Source organism: Streptomyces sp. NPDC012510, from assembly GCF_042955065.1.
Taxonomy (GTDB): Bacteria; Actinomycetota; Actinomycetes; order Streptomycetales; family Streptomycetaceae; genus Streptomyces.
Window position 1 is genome coordinate 122,280 of record NZ_JBIBEN010000009.1, and the last position, 13,357, is coordinate 135,636.

Here is a 13,357-nt window from a genome sequence, read left to right on the forward strand (position 1 = left end):
GCCCAAAAGACCTGTCCGGTCTCGGCCCGGGAGGCGCGCATGCTCACCCACCACCAGATCGCGGCCGCCACCCGCATCGGCATGCTCACCCGCGCACGCGACACCGCCTCCGCCTGCGCCGAGGCCCTGCACGAACTTGGCCGCGCCCTGCCGCTCGACGCGGCCACCCTCCTGGAGATCGACCCCGTCACCGGCACGTACGTCCAGATCGCGGGCGTCAACTACGACGCCGACGTCTCCGAAGCCCTGGCCGCCGAGTTCGTCTCGACCCCCTGGTACACCAACGTGCTGCGCAGCGAGATCCCGCCCTCCATCTCCGAGGACACCGAGGACCCGGGGGTGCGCTACCGCGACGGGTGGTTCTACGCCGAGCGGATGCGCCCGGCGGGCGTCCGTGACGCGGTGACGGGCGCCCTGCGCCACCACGGCCGGCTGGTCGGCCTGATCACTCTCTCCACCGCGACCCCGGACGCCTACGACACCGGAACCCGCCGCCTGCTCGCCTCCCTCCTGCCGGCCCTGGGCGTCCTCGCGGACACCACCGCACACGCGGGCGACCTCCACGACCTTCCCGCGGAGGGCGGGGCCGGCCTGGTGGTCGCCGGGGAAACCGTCGAACTCCCGGGCCGGGACCCCGCAACGGTCCTCCAGGACCCCGAGTTCCGCCGGCTCCTGCACTCCTTCGCCGACTCCCACGGCACACGGCTGCGCCTCCTCTGGCCCGTCGGACAGGACTGGTGCCGCATCACCCTCCGCCGCCACACCCTCGGTACGGCCGTCGTACGCCGGGCGGTGCTGGTGCACCAGGCGCCCGCGCCCCTGCCGTACGGACTCAGTCCGCGCGAACTCGAGGTGCTCACCCGGGCGGCCACCGGCCAGACCAACCAGGCCATCGCCCAGGCGCTGTTCCTCTCCCCACGCACCGTCCACACCCACGTGGAACACCTGCTGCGCAAGACCGGTGCCTCCTCCCGCGCCGAGGCCACGGCCCTTGCCGTACGGGACGGACTGCTCCGGCCGACCGCCGAGGACGTCGAACGCTTCATCGAGAGAACACCCGGAGGATGAGCCCGTTCAGTAGGGTCGGCGGGTGACTGAGACTCGGACGGAAACGCAACCGGAACCGGAAACGCAACCGGAACCGGAACCGGGGACGGAGTCCGCGACAGGGACGGCGGCCGGGACGGGGATTAAGGCCGCGACAGGGGCGGCGGCCGGAGCGGGGGCGGCGACCGGGAGGAGGGCGGATACCGGGGCCGCGACGACGACGTCGGCCGGAGCCGTGTCCGGGCCGGGAGGGAAACCCTTCCTCTACGTCGTCGTCTGCGCTGCGGGGATCGCAGTTGAGGTCCCCAAGCTGATCACCGCGGCCCGGGAGCGTGACTGGGAGGTCGGGGTCATCGCGACGCCCGTGGCCCTGCACGGCGGTTTCTTCGACGCGGCGGCGGTCGAGGCACAGACCGGCCGGCCGATCCGTTCCGCGTGGCGGTCACCGAGCGACCCACGCCCCTTCCCGCCGCCGGACGCCGTCGTGGTGGCGCCCGCCACCTTCAACACCGTCAACAAGTGGGCCGGCGGGATGGCCGACACCCTGGCCGTGGGCACCCTGTGCGAGGCGTACGGACTCGGCGTCCCCGTCGCCGTCCTGCCCTGTGTGGCCGGCGCCCTCGCGGCCCACCCGGCGTACCGCGCGAGCCTGGAGCGGCTGCGCGGCATGGGCGTCCGCTTCGGCGACCCGTACGCCGGTGAGGCCGGCGAGGACGGCGTGCGCGAGGAGTTCCACTGGGAACGGGCGCTGGACCTGCTGGAAGCGGGCGACAGAGAGGGCGGCACACCGCTCACACGCTGACGCCGGGCCCCGCCCCCACCTCGTCGGCCACCGGATGGGCGGGGGCAGGCGTAGCAGCGCGCCGGCCCGCACAGGCGGGGATGTTACGGAGCACAAGCACTTCCCGTGCCCTTCCGTGCAGGCCTGCCGGGCCCGTTCAACCGAACGGTTGAACGGGTCGGCGGCTCATGGGCGACGCGCGGCGGGCCCCGCCGCTCACAGACTGACGGGGCCGCCGCCGGCGGCACCGCCGTACGAGTCAAACCCAGGGAAGGACCCCACATGGCCGGCAATTTCAGCAGGCGACGCATCCTGAGCACGGGAGCGGGCGCCGCACTCGGTGGCCTCGTCGCCACCGGCACCTCCCGGGCCGCCGAGTCGGCCCCTCGTACGGCGGCGACGGGCGCCGAGGAGACCCGCACTCTCGACGAGCTGTACCGGGACGCCGTCGCCGAGGGCGGCAAGCTCGTCATCTACGCGGGCGGCGACACCGCCACCCAGCAGGACCTCACGGTCCAGGCGTTCCGCGCCCGCTTCCCCGACATCGACCTGACGATGGTCGTGGACTACAGCAAGTACCACGACGTCCGCGTCGACAACCAGCTCGCCACCGACACCCTGGTCCCCGACGGCGTCCAGCTCCAGACGCTCCAGGACTTCACCCGCTGGAAGAGGCAGGGCAAGCTGCTGCCCTACAAGCCGGCCGGTTTCTCCAAGCTGTACCAGGACTTCCGCGACCCGCAGGGCACCTGGACCGCCGTCCGGGTCACCGCCTTCAGCTACATGTACGGCGTCGACGCCGTCGCCGGGAACGCGCCCAGGTCCCCGAAGGAACTGGTCGACCCGCGCTGGAAGAACGCCATCGCCTCCTCCTACCCGCACGACGACGACGCCCCGAGTTGCGAGCAGACAGCGCGAGGCCGGCCGTCTCGCCGAGCGCGCCCGGATCGCCCGCGACCTGCACGACACGCTCGCCCAGGAACTCGCCGGCAGCCGGATGCTCCTCCAGGCAGCCGACCGTGACTGGGACCGCCGCCCGGACCTCGCCAGGACCCAGGTCCGTACGGTCGTCGACGCGCTCGGCGCCAACCTGGCCGAGACCCGCACCATCATCAGCGACCTCACCCCGCCCGCCCTGGAGCACGACGACCTCGCCACCGCCTTGCGCACCCTCTGCGCCCGTGACACCGCCGCGCCCTCGCGGGTGGTGTTCCGCACCGAGGGCGAACCGGGTGACCTGCCCCGCGACCGGGCGGCGGCCCTGCTCCGTGTCGCCCAGGGGCTGCTGGCCAACGCCTGCGAACACGCCCGCGCCCGGCACGTCTTGGTCACCCTCGACCACCGCGACGACAGGACCGTCACCGTCGAGGTACAGGACGACGGCGTGGGCTTCGACGCGGCGGTGGCGACGGCCGGGCCGGGCGAGCGTGGCCTCGGCCTGACCGCCGGCCGGGAGCGTCTCGGCGCCCTCGGCGGCTCGCTCACCGTCCGCAGCGCACCCGGCCGCGGCACCCTGGCCCGCGCCAGCCTCCCCGTGGACGCCCTCGCCCTTGCGGGCCCGGTGGGCAGCCGGTGACCGGCCCGGGCGACAGCGCGCTGCGCCTCCTGATGGTCGACGACCACGTGGTCGTACGCGCCGGACTGCGCGCCCTGCTCACCGGCGAACCCGGCTTCGACGTGGTCGGTGAGACCGGCGACGGCGGGGAGGCCGTCCGCCTGGCCGCGCGACTGCGCCCGGACGTGGTGCTGATGGACCTCCGGCTGACCGACGACACGGCTCCCGGCACCCGGGTGGGCGGTCTCGACGCCACCCGGCGGATCGCCGCCGGGACCCCCGGCATCCGGGTCGTCGTCCTGACCAGCGCCGGGACCCGGGGCGATGTCGTACGGGCGATGGAGGCGGGCGCCCGCGGCTACGTCCTCAAGGCCGGACCGCCGGAGGAACTGTTCCGTGCCGTGCGCGCCGCCGCGGCCGGTGGCACGGGGCTGGCCCCGGAGGCCGCCGGACACCTGGCCGGGCACCTGTCGGATCCGGGGACCGCCCTGAGCGACCGGGAGATCGAGGTCGTGCGCCTGCTGGCGCTGGGCGACAGCAATCGCTCCATCGCCGCCCGCCTCTTCCTCACCGAGGCCACCGTCAAGACCCATCTGGTCCGTGTCTACCGCAAGCTCGGCACCGAGAACCGGGCGAGCACCGTCGCCGAGGCCGTCCGACGGGGGCTGCTCGAACTGGGCTGAGGCGGCCCCGGTCAGTGGGCGGCGGCCGGCCCGAACTCCGTGCCGCAGGGGCCCGCCCCCTCGCTCTCCGGCAGGGGCACCGAGTCGCCGGTCATCGTGAGCACGTCGTAGTAGCGGCCGATGCGTTCCGTGGAGCGGCCCACGTAGTGGCCGATGAACGAGCGGCGGAAGCGGTCGGCGGTGCGGTTGGGCTGGGAGCCGTGCACGAGGCTGCCGTTGAAGAAGAGGACGTCGCCCGGGGCCATGCCGACGGGCACCGGGGACAGGCCGGGCGGCGGCGGCACGTACTCGCGGACGAAGGACAACTCCTCGTCCGCCTCCTCCGGACAGAACAGGTCCATCCGGTGCGTACCCGGCACGACCTCCAAGCCCCCGTTGGCCGGGTCGATCACATCGCAGGCGATCCACGCGGCCACACAGGTGCCCGGCTCGACCCGCAGATAGAAGTTGTCCTGGTGCAGCGCCTGCCCCCGCGCGCCCGGCGGCTTGAAGTAGAACATGCTCTGCGCGGCCAGGACCTCCTCCCCGAGCAGCCATTCGAGGATGTCCCGCAGCCGTGTGTCGAGGAGCACCCGCAGCGACAGCTCGTCGATGCGGTGCGGGTGCATCACCCGCGGGTAGAGGTGCAACGGGTCGGCCGGGCCGTCCTCCGTGGGCGGGCGGGGCTGGAAGTGCCCCGGGATCGGGCCGCCCGCCCGGAGCGCCTCGAACCGCTCGCACAGCTCCTCGATCTCGGCGGGCGAGAACAGTCCCCGCGCCACCAGATAGCCGTTCTCCTCGAATTCGACCTTGTCCGTGACTGTCATCCGCGCGGCCTTTCGCATGCCGTCCACTCTCGTTGACCGCGCTCCACGCTAGGTTGGACGGCCCTGATGGAGGATGCCTGTGCATGCTGACGACCTGCCTGCGACTGCTGCCCCCGCCGATTCCTCGCCACCGCTCGGCCAGGTGATCATCGGGCGCTTCGACCAGCGGCCGCCCTACGCCGTGCACCGGCCGCGCGGCTCCGACAGCTGGCTGTTCACCTGGACGACGGGCGGCGGCGGACTGCTGCGGCAGGGCGCGACGCAGACGGCGGCGGGCCCGGGCGACCTGGTGGTCCTCGGGCCGGGTGTACCGCAGCAGTACACCGTCCGGCCCGGCGCCGGGCACTGGGCGTTCTGGTGGGTGCACTGCCAGGCGCGGGCCTCCTGGACGGCATGGCTGCGCCCGTACGAGACCGGCGACCGGCTCTACGCCCTGCCGTCGGCCCGACGCGCGACCCCCGACGGCATCCGCGCCCGCGTGGACACCGCCTTCCGCCGGATGCTCGCCGACGCCCGCTGGACGGGGGAGGGCACACCGCCCGAGCCGAAACCGGAGCCCGGTCTCGGTCCACCGAGGGCCGAGGACACATCGGCGGTACCAGGGCCCCTCTCGTCGGCCCCGGCACCGGAAGCCGCCCCGTCGACCGGTGAGGTCGCCGTGGCGCACGGCGCGTCGGCCCGCGAACTCGCCCTGTGCTCCCTGGAGGAGGTCGTCCTGCTCGCCGCCGCTCGTGCCGAGCCCCACCGCTCGGGGGTGGACCCGAGGATCAGCCGCGCGCAGGACCTGCTCACCGCCGATCCCGCCGCCCCGCACACCGTCCATTCCCTCGCCGAGCGCGTCGCCCTCTCCCCGTCCCGCTTCGCCCACCTCTTCACCGACCAGCTCGGACACTCCCCGATGCGCGCCCTGCGCCACGCCCGCCTGCTCCATGCCGCGCGCCTCCTGGAGGCCACCGAACTGCCCGTGGAACGCGTGGCCGCCGCCTCCGGGTTCGGCAGTCCGTTCCACTTCAGCCGGGTGTTCCGCGAGCGTTACGGGGTGCCGCCGGGGGAGTACCGGCAGGGGCTCAGGGGCGGTGACTGACCGGTCACTTCCTCGGCGCCGCGTCGGACCGGGCGCCCCCGGCGACATCCTGTCCATGATCTGCCCCGAGGCAGCCACTCGGAGAAGCGGAGCGACGCCCGGGACGTCCTCGTGTCTCAGCCGCCGAGGACGAGGAGCGACAGCCACAGCGCGACCACGGACGAGAGCAGCGCCGCCGGGACGGTGAGCAGACCGAGGCGGGTGAACTCACCCAGGTCCACGTCGTGTTCGTGCTGGTGGACGATGCGGCGCCAGAGCAGGGTGGCCAGGGAACCGGCGTAGGTGAGGTTCGGGCCGATGTTGACGCCGAGGAGGACGGCGAGGACGGCGCCCGCACCCAGAGGGGCGGCGAGCGGCACCAGGACGAGGACCGCGGGCAGGTTGTTGATGACGTTGGAGAGGAGGGCCGCGAGGGCGGCGACGCCGAGGAGGGCGAGCAGGCCGGAGCCGGACGGCATCACCCGGCCGAGTGCGTCGGCCAGGCCGTTGTCGACCACCGCGCGCACCACGACGCCCAACGCCGCCACGAACGCGAGGAAGGGCAGCGAGAGGGACCGGATCAGCGCGACCGGGGTGGCGGTGCGGCGGACGAGCGCGCGCAGCGACAGCACCATGGCCCCGGCCAGCGCCGCCCACACGGGCTCCACGCCGAGCACCGACGTCACCACGAAGCCGGCCAGCGTGCACACGACCGTGACCAGCGCGAACATGGGCGGAGCGGGCGGCTCGACGGCCTCCTCGGCCTCCTCGGCGGGCGGCGCCCCGGCGTCCAGATCGGCCGCGAAGAACCGCCGGAACACGAGGTACTCGGCGGCCACGGCCGCCGCCCAGGGCGCCGCCATCAACGCCGCGAACCGGGTGAAGGTCAGCCCGCTCGCCGTGAACGCCAGCAGGTTGGTCAGGTTGGAGACGGGCAGCAGCAGCGAGGCCGTGTTCGACAGATGGGCGGTGGCGTACACATGCGGCTTGGGCCGGGCGCCCAGTCGGGCCACGGTCGCGAACACCACCGGCGTGAGCAGCACGACCGTGGCGTCCAGGCTCAGTACCGCCGTGATGCCGGAGGCCAGCGCGAACGTCGAGCCCAGCAGTCGCCGGGGGCGTCCCGCCGACGCGCTGGCCATCCACGCTCCGCACGCCTGGAACAGCCCCTCGTCGTCGCAGAGCTTGGCCAGCAAGAGGATGGCGGCGAGGAACCCGAGCACCGGGCCCAGCAGTTCGGTCTCGGCGCGCGCGTGCTCGAGGGAGACGGCACCGGCGGCGACGGCGATCCCGGCGGCCGGTACGGCGACCACCGCCTCGGGCAGTCCGAAGGGCCGGGCGACCGCCCAACCGAGGACCACGACGAGCAGGAAGACGGACAGGGCCTCGGCTGGAGCGGTGTTCAAGGTGGAGCTTTCAGGACGTGCGGTGCGCGGGGACTGGTGCACCCTACAACTGCCCGGCACCGCACGACGCACACGCCCACGGTCCCACGGTGAGACCCGTCCCACTTTCCCCGTCGCGCTTCCGCCGTCCCCGTCTCACTCCTCCGAGAGCGTCATCTCCGCCCAGATCGTCTTGCCGTCCTCGGTGTGCCGGCTGCCCCACCGCTGGGTGAGCTGGGCCACCAGCAGCAGTCCTCGGCCGCCCTCGTCGAAGGTCTTGGCGCGGCGCAGGTGCGGGGCGGTGCCGCTGCCGTCCGACACCTCGCAGATCAAGGTGGTGTCGTCGTGGATCAGCCGGAGCTGGATCGGTGGGGCACCATGCCGGATCGCGTTGGTGACCAGCTCGCTCACCACCAGCTCCGCCGTGAACGCCGACTCGCTGATGCCCCACAGCGCCATCTGCGTCAGCACGTACTGGCGGGTCCGGGCCACGAACGCGGGGTCGGCCGGTATCGACCAGGTCGCCACCTGTGCCGCCTGCAGCCCGCGGGTACGGGCGAGCAGCAGCGCCACGTCGTCGGGCGCGCCGTTCGCGGGCAGCAGGGACCGCACGACGTCCTGGCAGATGTCGTCCAGGGGCCCCTTTCGTCCCGACAGGGCCATGGCCAGCAGCTCCTGGCCGGCGTCGATGTCCCGGTCCCGGGTCTCGATGAGCCCGTCGGTGTAGAGGGCGATGACCGTGCCCTCGGCCAGTTCCAGTTCGGCGGATTCGAAGGGCAGTCCGCCGAGTCCCAGCGGCTGTCCCGAGGGGACCTCCACCTCCATCGGCTGCCCGTCCGGGTCCAGCACGACCGGCGGCGGATGCCCGGCACGGGCGAAGGTGCATCGGCGGGTCACCGGGTCGTACACGGCGTACAGACAGGTGGCGCCCACCTCACCGGTGACGCCCTCGCTGCCGGCCTCGGCGGACAGCCGGACGACCAGGTCGTCGAGGTGGGTGAGCAATTCGTCCGGGGCGAGGTCGACGTCGGCGAGGGTGCGGACGGCGGTCCGCAGACGGCCCATGGTGGCCGAGGCCTGGACGCCGTGCCCGACGACATCGCCGACGACCATGGCGACACGCATCCCGGAGAGCGGGATGACGTCGAACCAGTCGCCGCCGACTCCGGCCTGGGCCGCCGGGAGGTAGCGGGAGGCGGCCTCCAGGGCGGGCATGCGGGGGAGGGTCCGCGGGAGGAGGCTGCGCTGGAGGGCGAGGGCGGTCTCGCGTTCGCGGGAGTAGCGGCGGGCGTTGTCGATGCAGACGGCGGCCCGGGCCGTGACCTCCTCGGCGAGCAGCTCGTCGTCCGCGGTGAACGGGTCGAGCCGCTTGAAACGGGTCAGGACGGCCACGCCGAGGGTGGTGCCCCGGGCCCGGATGGGCACCGACATGGTGGTGTGAATGCCCAGCTCCTTGACGCGCGCGCCGCGTATCGGGTCCCAGGCGAGCCAGTCGACGAGCGTGTTGGCGGGGTCGGTCGCCACGATCGTGTGTCCGACGGACAGGGACGCGGCCTGCGGGGAGGTCGCCGGGTAGACGTCCGTCCGGCCCACCTCGACGACGGCCTCGGGGCAGCCGGGGGTGACCGACTGCTGGGCGGCGCGGCGCAGGGTGAAGGGCGGGGAGAGCGGGCCCTCGTGCGGTTCGTCCCCGTGATCGAGGGACTGCATGAGGTCGACGCTGACGAAGTCGGCGAGAACCGGGACGCACACGTCGGCCAGCTCCTGGGCGGTGCGCCGGACGTCGAGGGTGGTGCCGATGCGGATGCTCGCCTCGTTCACCAGTTGCAGCCGCTGCCGGGCCAGATACTGCTCGGTGATGTCGTGCCCGGTGACACAGACCCCGATCGGCACCCCGGATTCGTCGGTGAGCGGAGCGATGGCCGCGGACCAGGCGTGGGCGCGGTTCTCGTCGGCGGCCCGCAGGAAGGTCTGCACGTCCTTGCGGCGGCCCTGGGCGAGTACCTCGCGCAGCTGCTGCTCCAGCCGTTCGCCCCGCCGGCCGCCCACGATCTCGGACATGTGCAGTCCCCGGAGGTTCTCCTCGGGCATCCCCACCGCGTCGGCCATCACGTCGTTGATGCCGCGCAGCCTGAGCCGGTCGTCGAAGACCGCCATGGCGCACGGCGACTGGACCATGACCGCCGCCGCCAGCGGATCGTCACGCCCCAGCGGGCCGGGGTCGTCCAGCGGGCAGAGAACCAGCCAGCCGCCGTTGCCGTCACCGTCCTGCGGCCTGCGGCGGTGGGCCAGCAGCCACGCCGACACCTTGCGCCCTTCGCGGTGACGCAGGGTGAGCGTGCCGCTCCAGTTGAGGCTGCCCGGCCGGGGCGGCAGGAAGGAGGCCCCCGGCGCGATCAGTTGTTCGGCGGGACGTCCCACGATCTCCGTCGCGGGCCAGCCCAGCAGACGTCTGGCGCCTTCGTTCCACTCGATGACCGTGCCGTCGCCGTCCATGACCGCCCGCGCCGTGGCGGCACCGTCCAGGGCATACGCAGGTGCATCACCATGCGTTACCTTGCGGCTCCTCATCGTCGCGAGTTCCATTCCGCCGGACCGAACGGGCTTACGGGTGATTTCAAGCCTATGTGCTCCACCGGGAAAGCGGACGGGAAACGGCACCCCTCGCGGACTTTCTCGCATCGGTGTTCGTCCAGTGGTGCGAGGGACTCTTGACGTCACTGAGGCTCATCGTCAGATTCTGTTTGGTCACGATCAATTGTGATTGCTTGTGGAGTCTTGTGCTTCGCGGCTCCCCGGAACGTCCATCCGCACGTTCGACGAAGGGAACACCATGACCGTCACACGCAGGTCCTTACTCGTCGCGGGCGCCTCCGCCCCGGTGGTGGGAGCGCTGGCGGGCACCGCGGCCGCCGTCCCCGGGACGAGACCCTCCTCCGCCGGCCGTGTCGTACCGCTCCGTGACGGCTGGCGCTTCGTCCTCGTCAACCCGGGCGGCATCACCGACCCGGCGGGCGAGTACGCCGACGCGGCGAATCCCGGCCACGACGACTCGGCCTGGCGCCGGGTCGCCGTTCCGCACGACTGGAGCATCGAACTCGCCCCCACCACCGAGCACGGCACGACCAGCGGCACCGGCTTCTTCCCCGGTGGCCTCGGCTGGTACCGCAACACCTTCACTCTGCCGCCCGCCCTCGCGGGGAAGCGGATCTCCGTCGAGTTCGACGGCGTCTACATGGACTCGTACGTCTACTGCAACGGCACCGAGGTGGGCCGTCACCCCTACGGCTACACCGGCTTCGCCTTCGACCTCACCGACCTGCTGCACACCGACGGCACCACCGAGAACGTCATCGCGGTCAAGGTCCAGAACCGGCTCCCCAGCAGCCGCTGGTACTCCGGCAGCGGCATCTACCGCGAAGCCCGGCTGGTCGTCACCGAGCCGGTGCACGTGGCCCGTTGGGGCACCCACGTCACCACACCGGACATCTCCGAGGAGCGCGCCCTGGTCCGCGTACGGACGTCCGTGGTGAACGCCTCCGGCGCGGCCACGGACGTCGAGGTCGTCTCCCGGGTCGTCGACCCCAAAGGCCGCACCGTGGCCCGTACGACCTCCATGGTCGCCGTCACCGACACGGCGACCGCGACCCATGAACTCACCGTCCCCGAGCCGAGGTTGTGGGACTTCGCGGCCCCGCACCGCTACACGTTGAGGACCGAGCTGCGCGTCGGCGGCAGAACCACCGACACCCTGCGCACGACCTTCGGCATCCGCACCTTCCGCTTCGACCCGGACGAGGGCTTCCACCTCAACGGCACCTATCACAAGATCAAGGGCGTCGATCTCCACCACGACCTCGGCGCGCTCGGCGCCGCCGTCAGCGTCGACGCGATCCGCCGACAGATGACGATCATGAAGTCGATGGGTGTCAACGCCTTCCGTACCTCGCACAACCCGCCCTCGCCGGAGATGATCCGGATCTGCGAGGAACTGGGCATCGTGATGATCGTGGAGGCCTTCGACTGCTGGAAGAGCCCCAAGACCCGCTATGACTACGGCCGTTTCTTCGACGAGTGGGCCGACCGGGACGTCACCGAGATGGTGCTGGCTGCCCGCAACTCGCCGGCCGTCCTCATGTGGTCCATCGGCAACGAGGTCTCCGAGTTCACCTCCACCGCCGGCCTCGCCATGGCGGACCGGCTCATCGCCGCCGTCAAGGCCTCCGACGACACCCGCCCCGTCGTCATCGGCTCCCACCGGCACCGCAGTGTCCCCGCCCCCGGCACCCCCGGCGACCTGATCCTGGCCAAGCTCGACGGCCTCGGCCTCAACTACAACACGGCCAAGTCCGTGGACGCGCTGCACGCCCGCTATCCCCACCTGTTCCTCTTCGAGTCGGAGTCGTCCTCGGAGACCTCCACCCGGGGCGTCTACCAGGAGCCGGAACGCCTCAACACCGGCGAGAACCACACCCCCGGCAAGCGGGGCGTCTCCTCGTACGACAACAACCTCGCCTCCTGGACCATGAGCGGCGAGTACGGTCACAAGAAGGACCGTGACCGGAAGTGGTTCGCCGGGCAGTTCCTCTGGTCCGGCATCGACTACATCGGCGAGCCCACGCCGTACGACGTCTTCCCGGTGAAGGCCTCCTTCTTCGGCGCGGTCGACACGGCCGGGTTCCCGAAGGACATGTACCACCTGTTCCGCAGCCAGTGGACGGACGAGCCCATGGTCCATCTGCTGCCGATGAGCTGGAACCACGCCGAGGGCGATACCGTCGAGGTGTGGGCGTACTCCAACGTCGACACCGTCGAGCTGTTCCTCAACGGAAAGTCGCTCGGGACTCGGAGGTTCGACAAGAAGAAGACCGTCGACGGGCGCGCCTACCTGGAGACCACCGAGGCCACCGGCGACGACAAGACCTTCACCGACGGCCCCTACCCCGGCAGCTACACCAGCCCCAACGGCAGCGCGGGCAAGCTCCACCTCACCTGGCAAGTGCCGTACAGACGGGGCGAGTTGAAGGCGGTGGCGCGCCGCAACGGCAGGGTCGTCGCCACCGACGCGCTGCGCACGGCGGGTGAGCCGCACGCCGTGCGGCTGACGGCCGACCGGAAGGCTGTGGCGGCGGACGGACGTTCACTCGCCTTCCTCACCGCCGAGATCGTCGACGCCCGGGGCGTGGTGGTGCCCGACGCCGAGCACCTGATCACCTTCGAGGTACGGGGCGGCTCCCTCGCCGGGCTCGACAACGGCCGCCAGGAAAGCGCTGAGCGCTACCAGGCCGACACCCGGACCGCCTTCGGCGGCAAGGCCCTCGCGATCGTGCGGGCCGGGGTCGAGCCCGGAGCGGTGAAGGTCACCGCCCGGGCGGAGGGCCTGCGGACCGGCAGGGTGAGCGTCCGCGCCACCCCGGCGAGCGGCAGGGCGACGACACCGGCCGCCACATACGAGTCCGACCGTCCGGCTCCCGTCCGGTATCCCTTCGCCGACGCCAGTTACTCCGGTCGCCCGGACACGCTGCCCGCCGCCGTGCTCGACGGTGACCCCGCGACCGGCTGGTCCAACGGCTTCCTGAAGGCGGCCACGGCCCTGCTGCCCGCGTTCAGCGGGGCGCGACCCGAGGACTGGGTGTCCGTGGACTGGGGAAGGCCCGGCAAAGTCGACCGGGTCGAGGTCTCCTTCACCGTCGACGCGGGTCACACGCTCCCCGAGGCCGTCGCGGTCGAGGTGTGGAACGGCAGACGGTACCTCCCGGCCGAGGGGACGAGGGTCGACTGGGCCACGGCCTCCGACGCTCCGACGGTGATCACCTTCACCCCGGTGCGCGGATCGCGGGTCCGGCTCACGATGACCAGCCGCCATCCGGGCGAGGCGCGCGGTGCGATGCGGATCAGCAGGCTGGACGTTCTCGCCCTCTGACCACGGGGGATGGCGTCACGTCGGTCCGGACGGGAAAGCAGTCCCGTCCGGCCCGTTGACGAGTTGTCATGTCTCTAACAGCATGGCCCACATCCACAACTGGGAGCGCTCCCA

Annotated in this window: 9 protein-coding genes and 1 pseudogene; 7 read left to right on the forward strand and 3 right to left on the reverse strand. The window is 72.3% G+C overall.

The genetic code is table 11. From position 1 onward, the window contains the following. The first annotated feature begins 39 nt into the window (after positions 1-39). The 5 genes and pseudogenes from ACFY9I_RS18820 (at position 40) to ACFY9I_RS18840 (ending at position 4,066) form a co-directional block, all read left to right on the forward strand. Positions 40-1,068 carry a LuxR C-terminal-related transcriptional regulator gene (locus ACFY9I_RS18820; RefSeq protein ID WP_391002923.1) on the forward strand — a complete coding sequence of 343 codons (1,029 nt, stop codon included), beginning with the start codon at positions 40-42 and terminating at the stop codon, positions 1,066-1,068. A 214-nt stretch (positions 1,069-1,282) separates the two neighbouring features. Next, entirely contained in the window at positions 1,283-1,849 is a 567-nt protein-coding gene (locus ACFY9I_RS18825; protein WP_391002925.1) for a flavoprotein, read from the forward strand. Between the two features lie 261 nt (positions 1,850-2,110). Further along, positions 2,111-2,722: pseudogene (locus tag ACFY9I_RS18830) on the forward strand (ABC transporter substrate-binding protein); the annotation flags it as partial. Between the two features lie 64 nt (positions 2,723-2,786). Further along, positions 2,787-3,404, forward strand: coding sequence for an ATP-binding protein (locus tag ACFY9I_RS18835; RefSeq protein WP_391003196.1), 618 nt, complete (start codon positions 2,787-2,789; stop codon positions 3,402-3,404). After that, positions 3,401-4,066, forward strand: a complete 666-nt coding sequence (locus tag ACFY9I_RS18840; RefSeq protein ID WP_391002927.1) for a response regulator — start codon at positions 3,401-3,403, stop codon at positions 4,064-4,066. Before ACFY9I_RS18835 ends, ACFY9I_RS18840 begins: the two co-directional genes overlap by 4 nt. Positions 4,067-4,077: 11 nt before the next feature. On the opposite strand, the gene ACFY9I_RS18845 is transcribed toward ACFY9I_RS18840, so the two are convergent. Next, positions 4,078-4,872 carry a phytanoyl-CoA dioxygenase family protein gene (locus ACFY9I_RS18845; RefSeq protein ID WP_391002929.1) on the reverse strand — a complete coding sequence of 265 codons (795 nt, stop codon included), beginning with the start codon at positions 4,870-4,872 and terminating at the stop codon, positions 4,078-4,080. 73 nt (positions 4,873-4,945) lie between these two features. On the opposite strand from ACFY9I_RS18845, the gene ACFY9I_RS18850 reads away from it, so the two are divergent. Further along, complete coding sequence (locus ACFY9I_RS18850) at positions 4,946-5,956, forward strand: helix-turn-helix domain-containing protein (protein ID WP_391002931.1); 1,011 nt, start codon at positions 4,946-4,948, stop codon at positions 5,954-5,956. A gap of 116 nt (positions 5,957-6,072) precedes the next feature. Here ACFY9I_RS18850 and ACFY9I_RS18855 read toward each other — a convergent pair whose 3' ends face one another. Both ACFY9I_RS18855 and ACFY9I_RS18860 read right to left on the reverse strand, forming a co-directional pair. Continuing rightward, positions 6,073-7,341, reverse strand: a complete 1,269-nt coding sequence (locus tag ACFY9I_RS18855) for an SLC13 family permease (protein ID WP_391002933.1) — start codon at positions 7,339-7,341, stop codon at positions 6,073-6,075. Positions 7,342-7,476: 135 nt separating this feature from the next. After that, a complete protein-coding gene (locus ACFY9I_RS18860) occupies positions 7,477-9,891 on the reverse strand; it encodes a SpoIIE family protein phosphatase (protein ID WP_391002935.1) in 2,415 nt (804 codons plus the stop codon). Positions 9,892-10,153: 262 nt separating this feature from the next. Here ACFY9I_RS18860 and ACFY9I_RS18865 point away from each other — a divergent pair, with 262 nt between their 5' ends. Continuing rightward, positions 10,154-13,243: a glycoside hydrolase family 2 TIM barrel-domain containing protein gene (locus ACFY9I_RS18865; protein WP_391002937.1), complete on the forward strand. Its 3,090-nt coding sequence runs from the start codon at positions 10,154-10,156 to the stop codon at positions 13,241-13,243. Positions 13,244-13,357: the final 114 nt, after the last annotated feature.

Coding starts and splice junctions, on each gene's coding strand:
- ACFY9I_RS18850 (WP_391002931.1), top strand. CDS start 4,946: ATGCCTGTGCATGCTGACGACCTGCCTGCGACTGCTGCCCCCGCCGAT.
- ACFY9I_RS18860 (WP_391002935.1), bottom strand. CDS start 9,891: ATGAGGAGCCGCAAGGTAACGCATGGTGATGCACCTGCGTATGCCCTG.
- ACFY9I_RS18820 (WP_391002923.1), top strand. CDS start 40: ATGCTCACCCACCACCAGATCGCGGCCGCCACCCGCATCGGCATGCTC.
- ACFY9I_RS18845 (WP_391002929.1), bottom strand. CDS start 4,872: ATGACAGTCACGGACAAGGTCGAATTCGAGGAGAACGGCTATCTGGTG.
- ACFY9I_RS18865 (WP_391002937.1), top strand. CDS start 10,154: ATGACCGTCACACGCAGGTCCTTACTCGTCGCGGGCGCCTCCGCCCCG.